Origin of the sequence: Faecalibacterium sp. AM43-5AT, from assembly GCF_003603345.1 — a bacterium.
Lineage (GTDB): Bacteria > Bacillota > Clostridia > Oscillospirales > Ruminococcaceae > Faecalibacterium > Faecalibacterium taiwanense.
Map to the genome: position 1 here is coordinate 99,320 of NZ_QVGZ01000008.1, position 21,906 is coordinate 121,225.

At 57.7% G+C, this 21,906-nt stretch carries 20 protein-coding genes; 6 read left to right on the forward strand and 14 right to left on the reverse strand.

Annotated features, from left to right (window positions below; translation table 11 throughout):
• Positions 1 to 475: 475 nt before the first annotated feature.
• The 4 genes from pflB (at position 476) to DW937_RS10515 (ending at position 6,008) form a co-directional block, all read left to right on the forward strand.
• Positions 476 to 2,728, forward strand: a complete 2,253-nt coding sequence (gene pflB / locus DW937_RS10500) for a formate C-acetyltransferase (RefSeq protein WP_120120875.1) — start codon at positions 476 to 478, stop codon at positions 2,726 to 2,728.
• Entirely contained in the window at positions 2,715 to 3,470 is a 756-nt protein-coding gene (pflA, locus tag DW937_RS10505) for a pyruvate formate-lyase-activating protein (RefSeq protein ID WP_120120876.1), read from the forward strand. The genes pflB and pflA overlap by 14 nt, the downstream gene beginning before the upstream one ends.
• A gap of 119 nt (positions 3,471 to 3,589) precedes the next feature.
• Complete coding sequence (gene cysS, locus DW937_RS10510; RefSeq protein WP_120120877.1) at positions 3,590 to 4,987, forward strand: cysteine--tRNA ligase; 1,398 nt, start codon at positions 3,590 to 3,592, stop codon at positions 4,985 to 4,987.
• A gap of 100 nt (positions 4,988 to 5,087) precedes the next feature.
• Positions 5,088 to 6,008, forward strand: a complete 921-nt coding sequence (locus DW937_RS10515; RefSeq protein WP_120120878.1) for an ROK family protein — start codon at positions 5,088 to 5,090, stop codon at positions 6,006 to 6,008.
• A 135-nt stretch (positions 6,009 to 6,143) separates the two neighbouring features.
• Here the strand turns inward: DW937_RS10515 and DW937_RS10520 are convergent, their stop codons facing one another.
• From DW937_RS10520 to DW937_RS10540, 6 genes are all read right to left on the reverse strand, one after another.
• Positions 6,144 to 7,448, reverse strand: a complete 1,305-nt coding sequence (locus tag DW937_RS10520; RefSeq protein ID WP_120120895.1) for a hemolysin family protein — start codon at positions 7,446 to 7,448, stop codon at positions 6,144 to 6,146.
• Positions 7,449 to 7,707: 259 nt separating this feature from the next.
• Entirely contained in the window at positions 7,708 to 10,320 is a 2,613-nt protein-coding gene (gene clpB / locus DW937_RS10525) for an ATP-dependent chaperone ClpB (protein ID WP_120020706.1), read from the reverse strand.
• 58 nt (positions 10,321 to 10,378) lie between these two features.
• A complete protein-coding gene (locus DW937_RS14740) occupies positions 10,379 to 10,753 on the reverse strand; it encodes a hypothetical protein (RefSeq protein WP_133300977.1) in 375 nt (124 codons plus the stop codon).
• Between the two features lie 171 nt (positions 10,754 to 10,924).
• Positions 10,925 to 11,827, reverse strand: a complete 903-nt coding sequence (locus DW937_RS10530) for a DegV family protein (protein WP_005943906.1) — start codon at positions 11,825 to 11,827, stop codon at positions 10,925 to 10,927.
• A 45-nt stretch (positions 11,828 to 11,872) separates the two neighbouring features.
• Positions 11,873 to 13,165, reverse strand: a complete 1,293-nt coding sequence (locus DW937_RS10535; protein WP_044953951.1) for an adenylosuccinate synthase — start codon at positions 13,163 to 13,165, stop codon at positions 11,873 to 11,875.
• A 210-nt stretch (positions 13,166 to 13,375) separates the two neighbouring features.
• On the reverse strand, positions 13,376 to 13,600 hold the full coding sequence (locus tag DW937_RS10540) for a DUF896 domain-containing protein (protein ID WP_120120879.1): 225 nt from the start codon (positions 13,598 to 13,600) through the stop codon (positions 13,376 to 13,378).
• Between the two features lie 131 nt (positions 13,601 to 13,731).
• Between DW937_RS10540 and DW937_RS10545 the strand changes: the two genes are divergently transcribed.
• Positions 13,732 to 14,361 (forward strand): epoxyqueuosine reductase QueH, encoded by a 630-nt coding sequence (locus tag DW937_RS10545; RefSeq protein WP_120120880.1) that lies wholly within the window; start codon positions 13,732 to 13,734, stop codon positions 14,359 to 14,361.
• Positions 14,362 to 14,405: 44 nt separating this feature from the next.
• On the opposite strand, the gene DW937_RS10550 is transcribed toward DW937_RS10545, so the two are convergent.
• The 7 genes from DW937_RS10550 to rsxC form a co-directional block, all read right to left on the reverse strand.
• Complete coding sequence (locus DW937_RS10550) at positions 14,406 to 15,545, reverse strand: MFS transporter (RefSeq protein ID WP_120120881.1); 1,140 nt, start codon at positions 15,543 to 15,545, stop codon at positions 14,406 to 14,408.
• Between the two features lie 132 nt (positions 15,546 to 15,677).
• A complete protein-coding gene (locus DW937_RS10555; protein WP_120020702.1) occupies positions 15,678 to 16,577 on the reverse strand; it encodes an RnfABCDGE type electron transport complex subunit B in 900 nt (299 codons plus the stop codon).
• Between the two features lie 15 nt (positions 16,578 to 16,592).
• A complete protein-coding gene (locus DW937_RS10560; RefSeq protein WP_120120882.1) occupies positions 16,593 to 17,225 on the reverse strand; it encodes an Rnf-Nqr domain containing protein in 633 nt (210 codons plus the stop codon).
• Position 17,226: 1 nt separating this feature from the next.
• Complete coding sequence (locus DW937_RS10565; protein WP_005943886.1) at positions 17,227 to 17,892, reverse strand: electron transport complex subunit E; 666 nt, start codon at positions 17,890 to 17,892, stop codon at positions 17,227 to 17,229.
• A 16-nt stretch (positions 17,893 to 17,908) separates the two neighbouring features.
• Positions 17,909 to 18,457, reverse strand: a complete 549-nt coding sequence (locus tag DW937_RS10570) for an FMN-binding protein (RefSeq protein ID WP_097777392.1) — start codon at positions 18,455 to 18,457, stop codon at positions 17,909 to 17,911.
• Positions 18,454 to 19,413, reverse strand: coding sequence for an RnfABCDGE type electron transport complex subunit D (locus DW937_RS10575; protein ID WP_097774296.1), 960 nt, complete (start codon positions 19,411 to 19,413; stop codon positions 18,454 to 18,456). The genes DW937_RS10570 and DW937_RS10575 overlap by 4 nt, the downstream gene beginning before the upstream one ends.
• On the reverse strand, positions 19,413 to 20,747 hold the full coding sequence (gene rsxC / locus DW937_RS10580) for an electron transport complex subunit RsxC (RefSeq protein WP_097777390.1): 1,335 nt from the start codon (positions 20,745 to 20,747) through the stop codon (positions 19,413 to 19,415). Before rsxC ends, DW937_RS10575 begins: the two co-directional genes overlap by 1 nt.
• A 294-nt stretch (positions 20,748 to 21,041) precedes the next feature.
• Between rsxC and DW937_RS15425 the strand changes: the two genes are divergently transcribed.
• Positions 21,042 to 21,167: a hypothetical protein gene (locus tag DW937_RS15425; protein ID WP_005943878.1), complete on the forward strand. Its 126-nt coding sequence runs from the start codon at positions 21,042 to 21,044 to the stop codon at positions 21,165 to 21,167.
• 161 nt (positions 21,168 to 21,328) lie between these two features.
• Here DW937_RS15425 and DW937_RS10585 read toward each other — a convergent pair whose 3' ends face one another.
• Positions 21,329 to 21,865 carry a hypothetical protein gene (locus DW937_RS10585; RefSeq protein WP_120020701.1) on the reverse strand — a complete coding sequence of 179 codons (537 nt, stop codon included), beginning with the start codon at positions 21,863 to 21,865 and terminating at the stop codon, positions 21,329 to 21,331.
• Positions 21,866 to 21,906: the final 41 nt, after the last annotated feature.

Here is a 21,906-nt window from a genome sequence, read left to right on the forward strand (position 1 = left end):
TGGCCTCGCCACGACAAACTTGGGGTCTGTGTCCATTACACAAACCGGTTTTTCACAGACACTTTTGCAGAAGCATCTGCTTTTCTGGTGCAACGTGGTTAGATTTGTCTAACCTCGTTGCGAGAACAGAATACCACAGCCGGTTAGTCTTGTCAACCCTTATTTTTCGATTTTTTTCGCAAAATAGGTGCACCGCCGGGATTTCGGCGCTTTTTCTACATTCTGCCCAAAGAAAGCCCTTTGCTTTGGAAGAAAACCCACTTGTTATCTATTGCTTTTTAAAGTGGTTCTTGCTATTATAGTAACGCAAGATTTTGTGGGCAGGTTTTCATTTTTGTCTACACCTTGTAGTCGGGGCTGCCGCAACCGGCAGTTCAAGACCGTTTTGCCCCCAGAAAGCCGCCAATACAGAGCGGTTTTTCAAAGGCTCATTAGTTAGAATACGCTAACTGCGTAATGGAGCAAGGAGGTTCCAATGATCAATTTTGAACAGTGGGAAGGCTTTGAGGGCCGCATCTGGAAAGAAGAAGTCAATGTGCGCGACTTCATCCAGAAGAACTACACCCCGTATGACGGCGACGAAAGCTTTCTGGCCGGCCCCACCGAGGCGACCGACAAGCTGTGGGGTGCCCTGCAGAAGCTGCAGAAGGCCGAGCGCGCCAAGGGCGGCGTGCTGGATATGGAGACCGAAGTGGTCAGCAGCCTGACTGCTTACGGCCCCGGCTATATCGATGAAAGCCTGAAGGATCTGGAGCAGATCGTGGGTCTGCAGACCGACAAGCCCCTCAAGCGCGCCTTCATGCCCTACGGCGGCATCAAGATGGCAGAGCAGGCCTGCACCACCTACGGCTACCAGCCCAGCGCCGAGCTGCACAAGATCTTTACCGACTACACCCGCACCCACAATCAGGCTGTGTTTGATGCCTACACTCCTGAAATGAAGGCAGCCCGCCACACCCACATCATCACCGGCCTGCCGGACACCTACGGCCGCGGCCGCATCGTGGGCGACTACCGCCGCGTGGCCCTGTACGGCATCGATGCACTGATCAAGTTCAAGCAGGAGGACTTTGCCAACTGCGGCGACGGCACCATGACCGACGACGTGATCCGCCTGCGCGAGGAGATTGCCCGCCAGATCAGTGCCCTGAAGGGCATGAAGAAGATGGCCGAGGCCTACGGCTATGATATCTCTCAGCCCGCAAAGAACGCCAAGGAGGCCTGCCAGTGGCTGTACTTCGGGTATCTTGCCGCCATCAAGACCCAGAACGGCGCCGCCATGAGCGTGGGCCGCATCTCCACCTTCCTGGATATCTACATCCAGCGCGATCTGGACAACGGCACCCTGACCGAGAGCCAGGCTCAGGAGCTGATCGACCACATGGTCATGAAGTTCCGCATGGTCAAGTTTGCCCGCATCCCCAGCTACAACCAGCTGTTCTCCGGCGACCCCGTGTGGGCAACGCTGGAAGTGGGCGGCATCGGCATGGATGGCCGCAGCATGGTCACCAAGAACTGCTACCGCTTCCTGCACACGCTGGAAAACATGGGCCCCGCACCGGAGCCGAACCTGACCGTTCTGTACTCCTCCGCCCTGCCGGAGAGCTTCAAGAAATATGCCGCTAAGGTGTCCATCGATACCAGCTCTGTCCAGTACGAGAACGACGACGTGATGAAGCCTGTGTGGGGCGATGATTACTCCATCTGCTGCTGCGTGTCTGCCACCCAGACCGGCAAGGAGATGCAGTTCTTTGGTGCCCGCGCCAACCTTGCCAAGTGCCTGCTGTACGCCATCAACGGCGGTGTGGACGAGAAGAGCCACGAGCAGTGCGGCCCCAACTATGCCCCCATCACCAGCGAGTACCTGAACTACGACGAGGTTCTGCCCAAGTATGTCCAGATGCTGGACTGGCTGGCTGGCCTGTACGTCAATGTGCTGAACCTGATCCAGTATATGCACGACAAATACTACTATGAGGAAGCCGAGATGGCCCTTATCGACACCGATGTGCGCCGCACCTTTGCCACCGGCATTGCAGGCTTCTCCCACGTCATCGACTCCCTGAGCGCCATCAAGTACGCCAAGGTGAAGGTGGTGCGTGACGAGAGCGGCCTTGCCACCGGCTTTGAGGTGGAGGGCGACTTCCCCAAGTACGGCAACGATGATGACCGCGCCGACGAGATCGGCGTGTGGCTGCTGCGCACCTTCCTGGAGATGATCAAGAAGCGCCACACCTACCGCAACTCCGAGGCAACCACCTCCATCCTGACCATCACCTCCAACGTGGTGTACGGCAAGTACACCGGCGCTCTGCCCGATGGCCGTGCCGCCTTCACCCCGTTTGCTCCCGGTGCAAACCCCAGCTACGGCGCAGAGCAGAACGGCCTGCTGGCTTCCCTGAACTCGGTGGCAAAGCTGCCCTACCACTGGGCACTGGACGGCATCTCCAACACCCAGACCATCAACCCGGACGCTCTGGGCCACAGTGAAGGCGAGCGTGTGGAGAATCTGGTACAGGTCATGGACGGCTACTTCGATCAGGGCGCACACCACCTGAACGTGAACGTCTTTGGCAAGGAGAAGCTGCTGGATGCCATGGAGCACCCCGAGAAGGAGGAGTACGCCAACTTCACCATCCGCGTCTCCGGCTACGCCGTCAAGTTCATCGACCTGACCCGCGAGCAGCAGATGGACGTTATCTCCCGCACCTGCCATGCAGCTCTGTAACCCCATCGGCTATGTCCACTCGCTGGAATCCTTCGGCTCTGTGGACGGCCCCGGTGTGCGCTTTGTGGTGTTTTTGCAGGGGTGTGCCCTGCGGTGCAAATACTGCCACAACCCGGAAACGTGGGCTGCGGAGGGCGGCGAGGAATGGACGGCAGAAAAGCTGTTCCAGCGGGTCTACCGCTACCGCAACTACTGGGGCAAGAAGGGCGGCATCACGGTCAGCGGCGGCGAGCCGCTGCGCCAGATGGAGTTCCTGACGGCATTCTTCGAGCTGGCCCGCTCCAAAGGCGTGCACACGGCTCTGGATACCGCCGGGCAGCCCTTCCGGCCCGATGACCCGGATTATCTGGCCGGTTTCGACCGGCTGATGAAGTCCACCAGTCTGGTCATTCTCGACCTGAAGGAGATCGACCCGGAACGCCACCGGCAGCTCACCGGCAAAGACAATGCCAACATCCTTGCGATGGCGCGGCATATTTCTGACCTCGGCATCCCGCTGTGGATCCGGCATGTGCTGGTACCCGGCCTGACCGACGACGAGGAGGGCCTGCGCAGGACCGCAGACTTCATCCGCAGCCTGAAAACGGTGCAGCGGGTGGAGGTACTGCCCTACCACACGCTGGGCCTGTTCAAGTGGCAGAAGCTGGGCATCCCTTATCCACTGCCGGATGCCGTGCCGCCCACCGCGGAGCAGGTGAAGCGTGCAGAAGAGCTGCTGGAAGTGAGCCGGTATCCCGGCTAAGCTCCTGATTTGAAAAACGACCGTTTCCGGTGTGCAGAATGCGCCGGGAGCGGTCGTTTTTTCTTGACTTCCCTTCTGTACACCGTTATAATGAAAAAAGTAAAAAAGGAGAAACAGCCATGCAGATTTTCAATACGCTGACCCGCCAGAAAGAAGAATTCGTGCCGCAGGTGCCCGGTGAATACCGCATCTATGTCTGCGGCCCTACCGTTTATAACTATATCCACATCGGCAACGCCCGCCCGCTGATCGTGTTCGATACCCTGCGCCGCTACCTTGAGTACCGCGGCAACAAGGTGTTCTATGTTTCCAACATCACCGATATCGACGATAAGCTCATTAAGAAGGGACAGGAAGAGGGCACCTCCATGAAGGAGGTCGCCCAGCGCTTTGAGGCCGAGTACCTCAAGGATGCCGCCGGCCTCAACTGCAAAAAGCCCACCGTCCAGCCCCGGGCTACCGAGCATATCCAGCAGATCCTGGATATCGTGAAGGATCTGATCGACTCCGGCCACGCTTATGTTGCCAAAAACGGCGATGTGTACTTCCGGGTGAAGAGCGATCCCGAGTACGGCAAGCTGAGCCACCTGAAGCTGGACGATCTGGAGAGCGGCAACCGTGAGCTGCGCAGCCAGATGGACGACGACCTGAAGGAGGACCCCGCAGACTTTGCCGTGTGGAAGGCCGCAAAGCCCGGTGAACCTGCATGGGAAAGCCCCTACGGCATGGGCCGTCCGGGCTGGCATATCGAGTGCAGCGCCATGAGCCGCACCCATCTGGGTAAGACCATCGATCTGCACTGCGGCGGTCAGGACCTGATCTTCCCCCACCACGAGAATGAGATCGCACAGAGCGAGTGCGCCAACGGCTGCACCTTTGCCCGCTACTGGATGCACAACGGCTTCATCAACGTGGACAATCAGAAGATGTCCAAGAGCCTGCACAACTTCTTTACCGTGCGCGATGTGGCGGACATTTACGGCTACGAGCCCATCCGCTACTTCATGCTGACCGCAGGCTACCGGATGCCGCTGAACTACACCGTGGATCTCATCGAGAGCTGCAAGAACAGTCTCGAGCGCCTGTACACCTGCCGCGAAAATCTGGACTTTGCCCTGACCAAGGATGCCTTTGGCACCGACGAGACTCTGAAGGAAAAGGCTGCCGAGGCCCGCACCAAGTTCTGCACTGCCATGGACGATGACCTGAACACCCCGGATGCACTGGCTGCCGTGTTCGATCTGGTCAAGGAGATCAACACGCTGTCGGCTGTTTCCTCCAAGGATGCCCTGCAGACCGCCGCCGCTGCGTTCGACGAGATCACCGGCGTACTGGGCCTGCTGTACAACCGCAAGAATGACGAGGTGCCCGCCGAGGTGACTGAGCTGGTAGAGAAGCGTGCCGCCGCCAAGAAGGCCAAGGACTGGGCCACTGCTGATGCCATCCGTGCACAGCTGACCGAACTGGGCTGGGCGGTCAAGGATACCGCACAGGGCCCGCAGCTGAGCAAGCTCTAAATTAAAGTAAAGCTATTCGCGGCATGTTGCGGATGGCTTTACTTTTTTGCACGCATTTGCCATAATAAGGAAGAAGATCAGCTTTGCGGAGGGAACAGCAATGAAGGTCATGGTTTTTGACGTAGGAGGCACCGAGATCAAATATTCGGTCATGGACGAGCAGATGAACCGTTTCGATACCGGTTCCGTGCCCACGCCGCAGGATACGCAGGAGCATTTTCTCGACACAATATACGCTCTGTATGCACCGCATAAGGATGAAGTGGACGGTATCGCCATGGCGCTGCCCGGCTTTGTGGATGCCAACACCGGCTATGTCTCCAACGGCGGGGCACTTCTGTACAACACCGGCACGCAGGTGGGGCAGCTGGTGCGCGAAAGATGCGGCTGCCGTGTCACGCTGGAAAACGACGGCAAGGCTGCAGCCATTGCAGAGCTGCGGGCCGGTGCCTTGCAGGGCTGCTGCAATGCGGCAGTGTTTATCATCGGCACCGGCGTGGGCGGCGGCATCATTGCCAATGGCCAGCTGGTGCGCGGCATGCACTTTACCGCAGGAGAGTACAGCTTTGTGAACACCAACGCCGACGAGTGGGAGAATACCGAAAAAACCATGGCCTGCCAGTGCAGCACCAAATACCTGCTCAAGTGGTACCGCGCCCGCAAGGGCCTGCCCGCCGATGCCCCCATGAACGGTAAACTCTTTTTTGATGCCGCCAATGCCGCCGAGCCGGAAGCGCTGGAAGTGCTGGAACGGTTCTGCAAGATGGTGGCCGTGCAGATCTACAACCTGACCGTATTGCTGGATGTTGAAAAGGTAGCCATCGGCGGCGGCATCAGCAAGCAGCCGCTGCTGCTGGACGATCTGCGCCGGGTATATGCCGGGCTGTTTGCTTCCCGTGGGGAATCACCTTACATGATCGGTCTGCCCCGCTGCGAGATCGTGCCCTGCCATTTCAGCAGCGAAGCCAATCAGGTGGGAGCATTGTATACCTATCTGCAGGCGGAAAGCAAAACCATTTAATGGCTTCCGCTTCGCTCCAGCCCTATTCAGCGGAACAATTATTTTTACAAAGCAAACTCCGGCAGACTGCGGTCTGCCGGAGTTTGCATTTTCACAGGATAGGGCCGTATTGGAAAACGGCATCCTCCCTTAGATTTACTTATTGGTCAGCCGGTTGAAGTGCGGCTTTTCGTCTTCTTCCTTCTTCGGTTCCGGCTTTTCCGCCGGGGTCAGGCGCACCTCGGTCACGCGGCGCTTGGCCGTGCGGGTAACAACACCGTCGTACTCGCCCAGCGTGAACCGGTCGCCCACCTTGGGCAGATGGCAGGTTTTTTCCTGCACCAGACCGTTCACCGTATTGGAATCGATGTCCTCATCCTCCGGCAGGCCCAGCCTCTCATACAGGTCGTCCACACCGGCACTGCCCAGCACGATCCAGCTGCCGTCCGACTGCCTGCGGAAGTCCTCGGTCGCTTCGTCGTGCTCGTCCCAGATCTCGCCTACCAGCTCTTCCAGAATATCTTCCAGCGTGATGATGCCCTCGGTGCCGCCGTACTCGTCCACCACCACCGCCATGTGATGGTGCTGCTCGCGCAGGGTGCGCAGCAGCTGGGAGATCTGGGTGGAGCCGGTGGTATAAAGGGTGGGCTTCACAAGGTCTTCCAGCGTGGTATCCTTGCGCAGACGGCCAAGGTAAAAGTCCTTTTCATGTACCACACCGATGATGTTGTCAATGGTGCCGTGGTAGACGGGCAGACGGGAATATCCCGATTCCGCAAAGGTGTCGGCCACCTCATCCAGCGAGAGGTCGTCCTCCACCGCGATCACATCCACGCGGGGCGTGAGGATCTCCTCCACCTCCACATCGTCGAACTCAATGGCGCTGCGGATGAGCTGGCTTTCCCGGTCGGTCAGCTCGCCGTCGTTCTCGGCCTCGCTGACCATGGTCATCAGCTCACCCTCGGTGATGGTGTCCTCCTCGGTGCTGTGGATGAAATGCCCCAGCAGGCGCTTCCACTGGGTGAACAGCCAGGTCAGCGGGGTAAACAGGATCAGCAGCAGGTTCAAAAAGGGCGACACTGCCGTAGCAACCGTCTCCGGCATCTCCTTGGCAAGACTCTTGGGGGTCACCTCGCCAAAGATCAGCACCACCACGGTCAGCACTATGGTGGACACCGTCGCGCCCCGCTCCGGGTCCAGCAGGCGGGTGAACAGCACTGTGCCAATGGATGCTGCGGCAATGTTGACGATATTGTTGCCGATGAGGATGGTGGAGAGCAGCTTGTCGTACTTTTCCGACATAGCCAGCACGCGGGCTGCTGCCGAATCGCCGTCCTCAGCACGGCTTTTCAGGCGGATCTGGTTCAGGGAAGAAAATGCGGTCTCAGAGGCGGAGAAAAAGGCGGAAAATGCCACCAGAATGATCAACGCCGCTAAAAGCGTAATACTGCCATCGTCCATAAAAAGGGAAATCACACTCAACTTTCTGTTTTTTATTAAAGAACAGACTCCCTCAGTCTGCTTCGCAGCCAGCTCCCTCAAAGAGGGAGCCTTGCCGCGCGATGACGGAAGGAGTTCTTTCCGTATACAAAAATGTGCTCCCCATCGTTGCTGTTCCGCGATGAAAAGCACATCAATGTTATTTGTAATCATACCATATTCTGTACGGTGGTGCAAGCTTTCTTGCCGCAAAGTCCGTACAGAACAGGTAAAATTTACATTATCGCAGGGTCAAAGCGCCATTCTCGCAGTCTACCGTCAGGGTGTTGCCCTCGGTATAGCTGCCCTGAATGATGGCCTTGGCGATCAGGGTCTCCACGCGGCTCTGGATGAACCGCTTGATGGGACGTGCGCCATAGACGCTGTCGTAAGCAGAATCGATGATGAAGTCCTTGGCAGCGGTGGTGACCTCCAGCTTGAGGTGCTTGCTCTCCTCCATGCGCTTGCGCAGATCCTGCAGCTGCAGATCCACGATCTTGCGCATCTCGTCCTTGGTCAGGCTCTTGTAGTAGACGATCTCATCCAGACGGTTCAGAAATTCGGGGCGGAACTTGCTCTTCAGCAGCTGGTCGATCTGGTGCTTTGCTTCCTCGCTCAGCTCGTTGGAGCCGTTGGCACGGCGCTGCTCCAGATCGTTCAGGATGATGTCGCTGCCCAGATTGGAGGTGAGGATGATGACCGTGTTCTTGAAGTCCACGGTGCGGCCCTGACTGTCGGTGATGCGGCCATCGTCCAGCACCTGCAGCAGGATGTTGAACACATCGGGGTGGGCTTTTTCCACCTCATCGAACAGCACCACGCTGTAGGGCTTGCGGCGCACAGCCTCAGTCAGCTGGCCGCCCTCTTCGTAACCGACATATCCCGGAGGCGCGCCGATCAGACGGCTGACGCTGAACTTCTCCATATACTCGGTCATATCGATTCGCACCATGTTGCGCTCGTCGTCAAACAGGGCCTGTGCCAGTGCCTTGGCCAGCTCAGTCTTGCCAACGCCGGTGGGGCCGAGGAACAGGAAGCTGCCGATGGGGCGGTTGGGGTTGGCGATACCGGCGCGGCTGCGCAGGATGGCCTCGCTCACCTTGGTCACAGCCTCGTCCTGACCGATGACCCGCTGGTGCAGCACATCGTCCAGATGCAGCAGCTTCTCGCGCTCACCCTCCACCAGTTTCTCCACCGGGATGCCGGTCCAGCGGGCCACGATGCGGGCGATTTCCTCATCGGTCACGCGGTCACGCAGCAGGCTGTCCTCCTTCTTGGCGGCGGCGATCTTCTCTTCCTCTTCCAGCTGTTTCTGCAGCTGGGGCAGCTTGCCGTATTTCAGCTCAGCGGCCTTGTTCAGGTCGTACTCGCGCTGAGCCTTTTCAATGTCGGCATTGGTCTGCTCGATCTGCTCACGCAGGGATTGCACCTTGCCGATGGCGTTCTTCTCGTTCTCCCACTTTGCCTTCATGCTGCGGAACTTGTCCTGCAGCTCGGCCAGCTCCTTTTCCAGATCCTTCAGGCGGCTCTGGCTCAGGGCATCGGTCTCCTTTTTCAGGCTCACCTGCTCGATCTGCAGCTGGGTGATGCGGTGGGCCAGATCGTCCATCTCGCTGGGCATGCTGTCCATCTCGGTCTTGATCATGGCGCAGGCTTCATCCACAAGGTCGATGGCCTTATCCGGCAGGAAACGATCGGTGATATAGCGGTCGGAAAGGGTGGCAGCGGCGATCAGGGCGCTGTCGTTGATCTTCACGCCGTGGAACACCTCGTAGCGTTCCTTCAGGCCGCGCAGGATGGAGATGGTGTCCTCCACGGTGGGCTCATCCACCTGTACCGGCTGGAAGCGGCGCTCCAGAGCGGGGTCTTTCTCGATATACTGGCGGTACTCGTCCAGCGTGGTGGCACCGATGCAGTGCAGCTCGCCCCGGGCCAGCATGGGCTTGAGCAGGTTGCCCGCGTCCATGGCACCATCGGTCTTGCCGGCACCCACGATGGTGTGCAGCTCATCGATGAAGAGGATGATCTTGCCCTCGCTCTTCTTCACCTCGTTCAGCACGCTCTTCAGGCGCTCCTCGAACTCGCCGCGGTACTTTGCACCGGCCACCAGAGCGCCCATGTCCAGACTGAACACGATGCGGTCCTTCAGGTTTTCGGGCACATCGCCGCGCACGATACGCTGTGCAAGACCCTCTGCAATGGCGGTCTTGCCAACGCCGGGTTCACCGATCAGGCAGGGGTTGTTCTTGGTCTTACGGGACAGGATGCGGATCACGTTGCGGATCTCCTGATCACGGCCGATGACGGGGTCCAGCTTCTGCTTGCGGGCAAGGTCTACCAGATCCTGACCATACTTCTGCAGGGCGTTGTAGGTCTCCTCGGGATTGTCGTTGGTCACACGCTGGTTGCCGCGCACAGCCGTCAGTTGCTGCAGGAACTTATCTTTCGTGATGCTGAACGCACGGAACAACTCGGTGGTGTTCTGGGTCTGCTCGTCCAGCAGACCCAGGAACACATGCTCCACGCTGATATAGTCGTCCTTCATGGCCTTGGCTTCTCGGGCGGCGGCGCTGAGCACCTTATCGGCAGCCTGCGAGATATAGACCTTGTCGGGGTCACGGCCGGAGCCGGAGACCCGAGGCAGAGCCGAAAGCTTTTCGGCCACGGCGGCAGCAAAACTGCCGGGGTCAACATTCAGCTTCTGCAGCAGCTGCGGGATCAGGCCCTGCTCCTGCGAAGCGAGGGCGTGCAGCAGATGTTCAGGTTCCAATTGATTGTGCTGGTACTCCACAGCCAGCTGCTGCGCTGCCTGCAAAGCCTCCAGCGTTTTCTGTGTATATTGATTGGTATTCATAAAGTCAAGCCTCCATTCATACCGGAAGGTTTATTTTAGCGGACATGATAGTCGTCTGCTAAAAGCCCGGTGCAGAGATGCTGCCGAACGGGAAGCAGCGGCTATTCTTCAGTTGTTTCACGGTTTCAAGCACCTCCTGCCGAACTGGTTTTGCTTGTTTTAGCACTCTATCTGTTCGACTGCTAAAACTATACTCCTGTTTCCCCACTTTGTCAATAGGGTTCATAAAAAGTTTGCAAATCATAATTTTTTCAACAAAAAAAGCACCACACAGCTTTTCAGCCGTGCAGTGCATCCTTGCAATTTGTCGAATGATATGATACTCTATCCTTGCTGCTTCTGTAAGCAGCAAGGCACTGCATACAACGGCAGGCGGTTCAGCCCTCGCTTCCGAAAGGAGGTGAGAGTCATGCCTATTACTTTTACGTTCCATCTGCTTGGGCTTACGTTCACGCTGCGGATCACAAAAGGTAAAAGATGAACCGCCACCCTGGCCGGTGACGGTTCGTTTTAGAACTATAACCCAAAAGGGCTGACCGCTTGTCGCAGTGCCTTTTCTATTTGTAGTATAGTTACTTTTTATAAATTTGTCAAGGCTTTACGTTCAGCCCTGCTTTTTCCAGCGGCGCATCACGCCCATGCCCAGCGCATAGGGGCCGGTGTGCACGGCAATGGTGCAGCCGATCTGCAACAGGCCCACTTCGCACTGAGCGCCGGGGTACTTTGCACGCAGGGCCGCGCGGGTCTGCATCCACAGGCGCTTGCCTTCCTCTTCGTCGTAGCCGTAGCCTACGGTGATGCGGTAGTCGTCCGGGGTGCCGCCGTGGGCATCCAGATAGTTCATCAGCTGTTCCAGCGCTTTTTCAAAGCTCTTCTGTCGGCCGCGTGCCACACCGCCGGAGAAGATCTCGCCATCCTTGAACAGGATCATCGGCTTGATGCCCAGCATGTTGGCTGCACGGCCCGTCACCTTGCCAATGCGGCCGCCCTTAATGAGATAGTCCAGATTGCCTACCGTGAAGAAGATCTGGTTGGTAGCTTTCTCTGCTTCCAGCCATGTCACAGTCTCGTCCAGCGTGCAGCCTGCGTCCCGCATGGCCACGGCGTTTTCCACCATGGTGGACTCGGTAACGGTAGCCGCCGCGCTGTCAATGACCTCAATGCGGGCATCGGGGAAATCTTCCAGCACCAGATCCCGGGCATTGCGGGCGCTGCCCACACAGCCGCTCATCTTGCTGGTGAACACCAGACACAGCACATCCCGGCCAGCAGCAGCATGGGCACGGAATGCCTGCTCAAAGTCCTCAATGGAAGCAAGGCTGGTTTTTGGGTAGGCCGAAGGGTTGTCCACCATGAACTGGTAGAAGTCCCGCACGGCGATCTCCTTGCCTTCTTTGCGGTAGTGCTCGCCGTCCAGCGAGACATAGAAGGGCACGACCTCGATTTGGAGCTGTTTGGCAGTGTCCAGCGTCAGGTCGCATGCGCTGTCGGTAATGATATCAAACATCTGTGACGCTTCCTTTTCTGAATCATTCAGGAGCTTTGCAGGGGATCATACGTGGTGGATATAAGCCTCACGCTCGGCACCCACAGAGATGTAGGTGATCTTGCAGCCGACAGCCTTTTCCAGATATTCCACGTAATCGCGTGCTTCCTTGGGCAGGTCTTCCCACTTGCGGGCTGCGGTGATATCGCAGTGCCAGCCGGGCAGGTACTCCACCACAGGCTGTGCGGTGTCCAGAGCTTCGCCCATGGGGAAGCGGGTGGTGGTGCTGCCATCGGTCAGCTTGTAGGCAGTGACCATGGGGATCTTTTCCATGTAGTCCAGCACGTCCAGCAGGGTCAGAGCAACTTCATCGCAGCCCTGGCAGAACACGCCGTAGCGGCTTGCCACCAGATCGATGGGGCCAACGCGGCGGGGACGGCCGGTGGCTGCACCGTACTCGTGGCCAGCCTCACGCAGGTCGTGCTTTTCCTCTTCGGTCATAGCCAGCTCGGCAGTGAAGGGGCCGTCACCCACGCAGGAGGAGTAAGCCTTCATCACGCCGATGGAGTTGTGCAGCTTGTGGCCCGGGATGCCTGCGCCGATGGGAGCGTAAGCACCGATGACGTTGGAAGAGGTGGTATAGGGGTAAATGCCGAAATCGATGTCGCGCAGAGCGCCCAGCTGAGCCTCGAACAGGACCTTCTTGCCTGCAGCGTCTGCATCGGCCAGATACTGGCCCACATCGCAGATGTAATCCTTGAAGATGGCGGCATACTTTTCGAGCCATGCCCACATCTCATCCACGCTGATGGGAGCTGCGTTGTAGCTGCCCTCCATCACCAGATTCTTGGAATCCACCATGGTGACGAGGCGCTTCTTCACAGCGTCGTCCAGATGCAGCAGGTCGCCCATGCGCAGGGTCTTCTTCATGTACTTGTCGCCGTAAGCGTAGGCAATGCCGCGCTTGGTGGAGCCGAACTGTGCGCCGGTCTTGGACAGACGTGCTTCTTCCAGACCGTCCTGCTCCACATGGTAGGGCATGGTGATGGTTGCACGGTCGGAGATCTTCAGGTTTGCCGGGCTGATCTCAACGCCCTGCTCCCGCAGCTTGTTGATCTCGCCGTCCAGATGATGCGGGTCGATGACCATGCCGTTGCCCATAACGCAGACCACGTTCGGACGCAGGATGCCGGAGGGCAGCAGATTCAGCACGAACTTGCCGCGCTCGTTCTTGACCGTGTGACCGGCGTTGTTGCCGCCCTGATAACGTGCAACGATGTCATACTCCTGGCTGATGAGGTCGACCATGCGGCCCTTGCCTTCATCGCCCCAGTTGATACCCGTAATTGCAGTAAGCATAATAAATGACCTCTTTATCATTTTTTCAAAAGACAGCCTTTTCCGTGCACCTTGCCCGGGATACGCCACCTTGGGAAAACACATCAGCAGGCATACACAAAGCACATACCAATGCAAGTATAGTATAGCACAGATCGCCGTGCAAAAAAAGAGGAAAACACAGCTTTTGGCTGCGTTTTCCTCCAAAAAAGTGCGCGTAAAATTGTGCGTTCAGCTGCGGGGCTTCTCAAGGTCGGCACGGCGGATTACCTTGTGGATAGTGCCGTCCGGCTCCTGAATGGAGGTGTTGGCCAGCTGCGCGCGCAGGCTGGCCTTCATGTCGTCGATGTATTCGCGGCGCAGGGCCTGCTGCTCTGCCTTTTCGGCCTCGGTCAGGCCGGTGGTCTTGCTCTTTTTTGCCAGCTCGTTGATGCGGGCGATCTTTTCCTGTGTCATGGTGCCTCCTGTATTTTCAAGCGGAATATGTTATAATAAGAAAGCAAACCCTCTCAGTCATTGCTGTGCAATGCCAGCTCCCCCGAAAGGGCGAGCTTTTTAAGGAATTTTCTCAATCAGTATAGCAAAGGATGATAAAAATGGCAACTCAATTGAATTTTGCACAGCAGATGGATGCCGTGCTCAAAACGCTGGACGGCACCCGGCCGCGCCTTTTGCTCCACGCCTGCTGCGGCCCCTGCTCCAGCGCAGTGCTGGAACAGCTGTGCCAGTATTTTGAGATCACAGTGCTTTACTATAACCCCAACACATGGCCTGCAGAGGAATACTACCGCCGCGGCGAAGAGCTGAAGAAGTTCGTGGCAGCAGCCCATCCTCTGGGCGTGACCGTGGTGGAGGACCACTACGACCCGCAGGAGTTCTACACCGCCGTCACCGGCCTTGAAAACGAGCCGGAGCGGGGCAGTCGGTGCACGATCTGCTACCGGCTGCGGATGCGCCGGGCGGCGCAATACGCCAGTGAGAACGGCTTCGACTGGTTCACCACCACGCTGTCCATCAGCCCGCATAAAGATGCCAAGCGCATCAATGCCATCGGGCAGGAGCTGGAAGCCGAGTTCGGCGTAAAGCATCTGCCTTCGGACTTCAAAAAGCACAACGGCTACCTGCGCAGCCTGCAGCTTTCGGAGGAATACGGCCTGTACCGGCAGGATTACTGCGGGTGCGAGTTCAGCGCGAAGGCCAGAGGCATTGAGAAATAACCCTCTCAGTCATTGCTGTGCAATGCCAGCTCCCCTGAGAGGGTTTATTCCTCCGGCAATCTAGCCACCAGCAGGGTGAAAATAATCAGCCCCACGCAGGGCACGATGTTGGAAGCCATACCGGCGGCAAGGCCAGCCTTTTCGGCTACGATGCCAATGATCCACGGCATGAGGATGGCACCGCTGGATGCCACCGGCAGCATGATGCCCATGCTGGTCACGCTGGTCATGCGGCCTGCGCTGGCCACGGCGGTGGGGTTCAGGCCCGCCATGGAGAACGCAAACGCAAACAGCAGCACGATGGCCATGCCCTGCGTGTGGGCCATGACCAGCAGCACATAGAAGAAGGTGCACAGCACGCTCATGCCCACCATGGCCTTGCGCGGGCTCTTGAACGGGAACACGAATGCGATCAGCAGACGGGCCACCAGCGTGGCACCCCACATGACCGTGACGGTGTAAGCCGCCAGTGTGCCCGCAATGATGCCGCTGCCCTTGAAGTAAGTGACCATCCAGCCGTTGACGCTCTGCTCTGCAGCGTTCTGGAAGAACAAAAGGCCGGTCAGCATCCAGAACCGTGCCGAACGCAGAAAGCTCCAGTCAATGGCCTGCTTTTCCTTGGCATTCCTGGCCTTGCCGCCGCCCAGCGGGGTAAAGGCATATACCAGCCACAGCACAAGTCCCAGTGCCGCCAGCAGGAACACCGCCAGCTCAGTGCTCACCTTCGCCGCTGCCGCAATGAGGAAGGGGCACAGCAGCGCACCACAGGCGTAGCAGCTGTGCATCAGGTTCATGCCCCGGGTGCGGTCGGCAGAGTGATCGCTGACCAGAATGGTGCAGGTGTTCATAACGCTGCCCCTAGCAATGCCCACCACAAAGAAAGCCACTGCCAGCAGGATCTCTACACCGGTCAGACCCATGATGCCGTAGCCCACCGCATAGCCGATGGTGAGCAGCAGCACACTGGGCTTCATGCCCAGTACACTGGGCAGCATACCGATGAGCAGGCCTGCCAGCAGATTACCCACACTCATAAGTGAGAGCAGGGTGCCGGTCATGCCGTAGGCAAAGCCGTAGCGCTCCTGCAGCAGGCTGACCACCACGCCCGCACTGATGGCACAGATGCCACTGAAGAAGAAAGTAAGAAAGCCTGTATTCCGCAGGCGTGCAGACTGTTGTTCCATGATCGTCCTCTTTCTGTGAAAATATCCTCCTTCTATTTAACCATAATTCCGCATCATTGCAACCGGATTTTCTTACAAAAAGTTGCAAAAAGCCCGCCGGGCATCGCTGCACGGCGGGCTTTGGTTTACAGTTTACTCTGCCTTGGTCTCGGGCTTTGCCTCAGCCTTGGCTTCCGGCTTTGCTGCGGGGGCAGCAGCGGGAGCGGCGGGCTTTACCACGGGCTTCGGGGGATTGGGGTCATCCTTCAGCGGGAAGAGGATGATGTGCTTGGGGCACTTCTGGGCACACATGCCGCAGCCCTTGCACTTGTCATAGTCGATGCGGGCCACGCCGTCCACCACGTGGATAGCGTCGAACTTACAGGTGCGCTCGCACATGCCGCAGGCAATGCAGGAGGTGGTGCACAGCTTGTTTGCCACAGCACCCTTGTCCTTGTTGGAGCACATGACCACCGGCTTGCGCGGGCCGCCCACATCGATCATGATGACCTGCTTGGGGCAGATGTTTGCGCAGGCACCGCAGCCGGTGCACTTGTCCTTGTCCACCTTGGCAACACCGTCCACAATGTGGATGGCATCGAACTTACACACCTTGGTGCAGTCGCCCAGACCAACGCAGGCAAAGGAGCAGGTCTTGGGGCCGCCGTACAGGGCTGCAGCGGCTGCACAGGTCTGGATGCCCTTGTAATCATAAGCAGGCTTGCAGTGCTCGGAATTGCCCTGACACTGGACAACCGCCTTCTTTTCCACAGCGCTGGCCGTGCCGCCCATGATCTTGGCAATGGCAGCGGCAGCCTTAGGGCCGCCAGGTGCGCACTTGTCGCAGGGCACGCCGTCCATGACCACAGCCTTTGCGTAGTCCGCACAGCCTGCGTAGCCGCAGCCGCCGCAGTTTGCACCGGCAAGGCAGTTGGTAACTTCTTCAATGCGGGGGTCTTCCTCCACCGCCATGAACTTGGACGCTGCGACCAGAACGATCGCGCCGACTGCGCCCACGATGGTACACAGGATAACAGCAGATACAATATTCATAATCCTGTTCCTCCCTTACAGCGTGACATTGAACAGGTTTTCGACGATGCCGCCGAAGCCCATGAAGGACAGGCTGGTGATTGCTGCTGCGATCAGGGTGATAGGCAGGCCCTTGAAGGGTGCCGGGGGATCGCAGGCTTCCACGCGCTTGCGCACGCCGCTGAACATGACCATAGCCAGCATGAAGCCGCAGCCTGCGCCGATGGCACACACCAGAGCCTCAATGTAAGCAACACCGAAGCCCAGAGCAGCCACATCTGCGCCGTAGTCGCCCACGACCAGAATGGTGACAGCCAGAACACAGCAGTTGGTGGTGATCAGGGGCAGGTAAACGCCCAGAGAGTTATACAGTGCAACCACGTACTTCTTGAGGAAGATCTCGATGAACTGCACCAGAACAGCAATGACCAGAATGAACACGATGGTCTGCAGGTAGCTCAGACCAGCCGGGTCCAGAATGAAGATCTGGATGGGGAAGGTAACGGCCGTTGCCATGAACATGACGAAGATGACGGCACCGGACATACCAACCGCAGAATCCAGCTTTTTGGAAACGCCCAGGAACGGGCAGATACCGTAGAACTTCACCAGCACGTAGTTGTTGACCAGGATCATGCTGAAGAAGATCGCAGCGAGTTTTACTAACATCTTATTCTGCCTCCTTCTTCAGGTTATCAAGGTCGCAGCAGCTCTTGCGCTCGATGCGGGCATCCAGCTTGCCTTCCAGCCACACACAGCCGGCCATCAACAGGCCAAAGCAGAAGAATGCGCCGGGAGCCTGCGTCATGATGGAGACCTTGGCAACGCTTTCCGGGATCACCTGGAAGCCCAGCCATGTGCCGCTGCCCAGGATCTCACGGATGGATGCCATCAGGGTAGCGGTGAGGGTGTAGCCAACGCCCATGCCCACGCCGTCCAGTGCGGAGTCCACGATGCTGTTCTTGCAGGCGAACATCTCGGCACGGCCCAGAATGATACAGTTGACAACGATCAGGGGCAGGAACACGCCCAGAGCGTTGTACAGGCTTTCCATGTAAGCCTGCATGAACATCTGAACGATGGTCACGAAGCTTGCGATAATGACGATGTAGCAGGGCAGATGCACCTTGCCGGGGATCACCTTGCGCAGCAGGGAGATCATGATATTGGAGCACACCAGCACGAAGGTGAAGGCGGCACCCATGCCCAGAGCGCTGGAAACTGCAGTGGTAACTGCCAGAATGGAGCAGGTACCCAGAACCAGACGCAGAACGGGGTTTTCTTTGATAATGCCGTTGGTAAGGATGCTTACCTTGGACTTATTTTCTTGTGCCATTTCTTACCAACCTCCTTTACGCCAGCTCGTTGTAGCAGTTGACACAGTCATTGATGGCAGCAAACAGAGCGGTGGACGAAATGGTTGCGCCGCTGTAGGCATCGTAATCCTGATTCATCACAATGTTCTGGGTGCCGTCCATGCCGTCGAACTGCGCCAGGAAGTCGTCACTGCTCACGTTGGAGCCGATGCCCTTGGTCTGGGTGGAAGCGTCTACCCAGATGCCGGTCTCGGCACCATTGGCATCAAAGCCCATGATAACGGTCAGGATACCGCCGTCAAAGCCCTTTTCCTCGGCCTTGATGGCAGTGCTGCCGTCCGGAGCTTTGACCACGCCGGTGATGCCGGCGGTGGTGTAATCGGTCACTTCTTCCAGCTCGCTGGCATCCGAAACGGAGGGCAGCACGCCGACATAAGCGGCCAGAGTGGTGCGCTTGGTGTTCTCGGCAATGACCGGGGCGGTCATGCCGTTCACCAGTGCCAGCAGCAGGCTGGCGATCAGGGAGATAACGCTCAGCACAACGATGGGCTTGATGGTGCTCTCCCAGTTGGAAGACTTACTCATTTGCCAGCACCCTCCTTTGCTTTCTTTGCAGGCTTGATATAGCCATACGGGGTCTGACGGGTCAGATCGTTGATGTAGGGAACCCACAGGTTCATGAACAGCAGTGCGAAGGACACGCCCTCGGTGTAGCTGCCCCAGTAACGGATGGCAAAGGTGACGATGCCCAGTGCCACGCCGTACACCAGCTTGCCCTTCAGGGTGAAGGGGCTGGTAACGTAGTCGGTAGCCATAAACACGGCACCGAACAGCAGGCCGCCGCTCAGCACGGCAACCAGAGCCTCGTGCACACTGTGGGTAGCAATGAGGTAGAACACGAACATGCTGCCGACGTAAGAAGCCGGGATGGCGATGCTGATGGTCTTGGTGGCCACCAGATAGATCAGGCCCAGCACGATGGCCAGTGCGCAGGTCTCGCCCAGCACACCGCCGTGGATGCCCATGAACAGATCCAGCAGGCTCAGCTTAGACTTATCGGCCACAGCCAGTGGGGTAGCGCTGGACAGCTGGTCCACCGCTGCATCCGGGAACACCCACTTGTTCATGGAACCGGCAAAGCTGATGAACAGCACGATACGGCCCACCAGAGCGGGGTTGGCAAAGTTCATGCCGATGCCGCCGAACAGCTGCTTGACGATGACGATGGCCACCAGATCACCGATGATGAGCTGGCCGATGGGCATGCCCACGGGCACGTTCATAGCCAGAATGATGCCGGTGACGACGGCGGACAGGTCGCTGATGGGATTGGGCTTCTTGAGCAGCTTGCAGTACAGCCACTCAAAGGCCACGCAGGCCACCACGGACACGGCTGTTACCAGCAGTGCACGCATACCAAAAATGATGGCAGAGGCCACCACGCAGGGGCACAGGGCGACGATCACGTTGGCCATCAGGCTCTGGGTGGTCTCTTCGCTGCGCACATGCGGGGAAGCCGAAACAATAAGCTTCGTATCCATTACTTATTGCCTCCTTTTTTGATTTCACCAAGGTAGAACGCCTTTGCCAGACTCATCATCTGGGTAACAGGGCGCTTTGCCGGGCAGACGAAAGAGCAGCTGCCGCAGTTGAAGCAGTAGTCTGCATGCAGCTTGCCCAGCTCCTGCACATCGCGTGCAGCGTATGCCTGATTGACCTCCACAGGCTCCAGACCCATGGGGCAGTACTCCACGCAGCGGCCGCAGCGGATGCAGGGATTCACCGGTGCAGGCTCTGCAGCGGCCTTGCTCAGGAAGATCAGGCCGGAGGTGGTCTTGGTGGTGGGGTAGCTCAGGTTCTCCACAGCGGGGCCCATCATGGCACCGCCGGCAACCACCTTGCCCAGCTCGCCCTTGACACCTGCAAAATCAATGATGTCCTGATAGGCAGTGCCCACGGGGACAACGATGTTCTGGGGCTTTGCACAGGCATCGCCGTCCACAGTGATGGTGCGCTCGACCACCGGCATACCGGTAGCCAGATACTTGCCAAGGGTGGAAACGCTGGTCACGTTCATGACGATGGCCCCGGCATCTGCGGGCAGACCGCCGTGGGGCACTTCGCGGCCCAGACACTTTTCAATAAGGATCAGCTCTGCGCCGGTGCCGTAGACACTGGGCAGGGGCTTGACCTCGATGGTGCTGTCGCCATTGGTCTTTTTGCACAGCAGGTCGATGCATTCGGGCTTGTTGTTCTCAATGCCGATGACGCACTTCGGGATGCCGGTGTACTGCAGCACGGCCTTGATGCCGCGGATGATATCATCGCTACAGTTCAGCATCTCCTGCGTATCGCTGGTCAGCCACACTTCGCACTCGGAAGCGTTGATCAGCAGGGTATCCACCTGCTGCTTGGGCTGCAGCTTTACGTCGGTCGGGAAGCCTGCGCCGCCCAGACCGACCAGGCCGCACTCACGCACAGCCTTGAGGAAGCTGGCCTTATCGGTCACTTCCGGTGCCTTGACAGCCGGATCCACGGTCTGTTTGCCATCGGTCTTGATGACGACAGAGTCGCACATGCGGCCATTGGACAGACGGAAGGGCTCCACTGCGGCAACCGTGCCGGAGACACTGGAGTGGATGTTTGCAGAGACGAAGCCGCCAGCCTCGCCGATCTTGGTGCCAACGAACACCTCGTCGCCCTTTTTGACCAGAGCTTTGGCGGGAGCGCCGATATGCTGGCTCATGAGGATGCGTACCTGCGCGGGCAGAGGCATCGGGATCGGTTTGCTTGCAGCAGTTGCCTTGTCATGCGGCGTATGCGCGCCAAGCGCCGCACGTTTCAGCTTGTTCAACATGGAATTCAAATCCCCCATTCTGCTTGAATTGCCGCCCCCACGCCCATGCAGGCGCACTGGTACAGGGACAGCAGCTGCTTAACATGTTTATTGTATCATTTTGGCGTGGGAAGTCAACGACAATGGCACAAAAATGATGCATTTTCCTGAACTTTCTTTTCATTTTTTCGTGGTTATATACAACTAACCACCGTATTTTTCTTCCTGCATCCGGTGTTTGCCTTTGTATGCGGATTATGCTATACTAAGGGCAGCCAAAAACTGCGGAACGTCCCCCGCTCCGCGCCAGACTTACCAAGGAGGCTTGAAACGATGAAGGTTCTCAAAGCACTGCTCGCCGTCCTCACTGCTCTGGCGGTGGCCCTGACCGCCGCGCTGCTGTTCATTCAGGATAAAAACGCGCCCCGTTATATCCAGATCTACGAGAACGAGCAGTAACACCCGCGTCCTGCACAAAAACAGCCCCCAGCCTGAGCGGCAGTGCCGCACGGGCTGGGGGCTTTGTGGTTTTTGCCGGGTCGGCAGATCGTTGACCGATACAGAAAAGGCGCTGGCCGGAGCCAGCGCCTTTTTGTTATGCTTTAAAGTTTGGGGTTTGCTTAGTTTTTGGTAGTGGTGTCAGGGGCAGCCGGGGTCTCGGTTTCAACAACTACAACATAGGTCTTGTCGCCAATTTTACCAACAGCAACGCCAACATCCCGTTTGGTTGCATCCCGATCAACGCCACTATTTACATAAATAGTATCCATCATCCGCATAAGCATTTCCTGTTTTTGAGCTTCAGGAATAATGCTGCACTTAAACTTGTAGTCCTCTACAAAGGAAATATCATAGCCAGTGTTTTCCTTCAGGACGCCCTCTTTTTCCGTAGCTGCCTGCATCAGAGCTCCTACGGTCTTATCCGTCTGGGTTTTATCCTGATAGGCAGCGTTGGCTTCGGTCAGCAGCTTCTGTGCAATGCCGTCCAACTCAGGAGTGTTGTGGCATTCTGTATCTGTCATCACTGCAGCATCACTCATCAAATTCAGAATGAACTGCTTGGTAGAGTTGACGCCACTCGCATTGCCGCAGCCCACCATGGACAGGGCCAGAACCGCTGCCAGTGCAGCAGCAGCCAGTTTTTTGAACAATTTCATGGTCTTGTTCCTCCTAAAATCTATTTACAGGTCGATGTTCT

Coding starts and splice junctions, on each gene's coding strand:
- DW937_RS10515 (WP_120120878.1), top strand. CDS start 5,088: ATGAAGGTCATGGTTTTTGACGTAGGAGGCACCGAGATCAAATATTCG.
- clpB (WP_120020706.1), bottom strand. CDS start 10,320: ATGAATACCAATCAATATACACAGAAAACGCTGGAGGCTTTGCAGGCA.
- DW937_RS10565 (WP_005943886.1), bottom strand. CDS start 17,892: ATGGCACAAGAAAATAAGTCCAAGGTAAGCATCCTTACCAACGGCATT.
- DW937_RS10545 (WP_120120880.1), top strand. CDS start 13,732: ATGATAAAAATGGCAACTCAATTGAATTTTGCACAGCAGATGGATGCC.
- DW937_RS15425 (WP_005943878.1), top strand. CDS start 21,042: ATGAAGGTTCTCAAAGCACTGCTCGCCGTCCTCACTGCTCTGGCGGTG.
- rsxC (WP_097777390.1), bottom strand. CDS start 20,747: ATGGGGGATTTGAATTCCATGTTGAACAAGCTGAAACGTGCGGCGCTT.
- DW937_RS14740 (WP_133300977.1), bottom strand. CDS start 10,753: ATGGAACGTAAAAGTAATAGGCATGACTCTCACCTCCTTTCGGAAGCG.
- DW937_RS10550 (WP_120120881.1), bottom strand. CDS start 15,545: ATGGAACAACAGTCTGCACGCCTGCGGAATACAGGCTTTCTTACTTTC.
- DW937_RS10555 (WP_120020702.1), bottom strand. CDS start 16,577: ATGAATATTGTATCTGCTGTTATCCTGTGTACCATCGTGGGCGCAGTC.
- DW937_RS10560 (WP_120120882.1), bottom strand. CDS start 17,225: ATGTTAGTAAAACTCGCTGCGATCTTCTTCAGCATGATCCTGGTCAAC.
- DW937_RS10570 (WP_097777392.1), bottom strand. CDS start 18,457: ATGAGTAAGTCTTCCAACTGGGAGAGCACCATCAAGCCCATCGTTGTG.
- DW937_RS10585 (WP_120020701.1), bottom strand. CDS start 21,865: ATGAAATTGTTCAAAAAACTGGCTGCTGCTGCACTGGCAGCGGTTCTG.
- DW937_RS10535 (WP_044953951.1), bottom strand. CDS start 13,165: ATGCTTACTGCAATTACGGGTATCAACTGGGGCGATGAAGGCAAGGGC.
- pflA (WP_120120876.1), top strand. CDS start 2,715: ATGCAGCTCTGTAACCCCATCGGCTATGTCCACTCGCTGGAATCCTTC.
- DW937_RS10530 (WP_005943906.1), bottom strand. CDS start 11,827: ATGTTTGATATCATTACCGACAGCGCATGCGACCTGACGCTGGACACT.
- DW937_RS10520 (WP_120120895.1), bottom strand. CDS start 7,448: ATGGACGATGGCAGTATTACGCTTTTAGCGGCGTTGATCATTCTGGTG.
- DW937_RS10575 (WP_097774296.1), bottom strand. CDS start 19,413: ATGGATACGAAGCTTATTGTTTCGGCTTCCCCGCATGTGCGCAGCGAA.
- pflB (WP_120120875.1), top strand. CDS start 476: ATGATCAATTTTGAACAGTGGGAAGGCTTTGAGGGCCGCATCTGGAAA.
- cysS (WP_120120877.1), top strand. CDS start 3,590: ATGCAGATTTTCAATACGCTGACCCGCCAGAAAGAAGAATTCGTGCCG.
- DW937_RS10540 (WP_120120879.1), bottom strand. CDS start 13,600: ATGACACAGGAAAAGATCGCCCGCATCAACGAGCTGGCAAAAAAGAGC.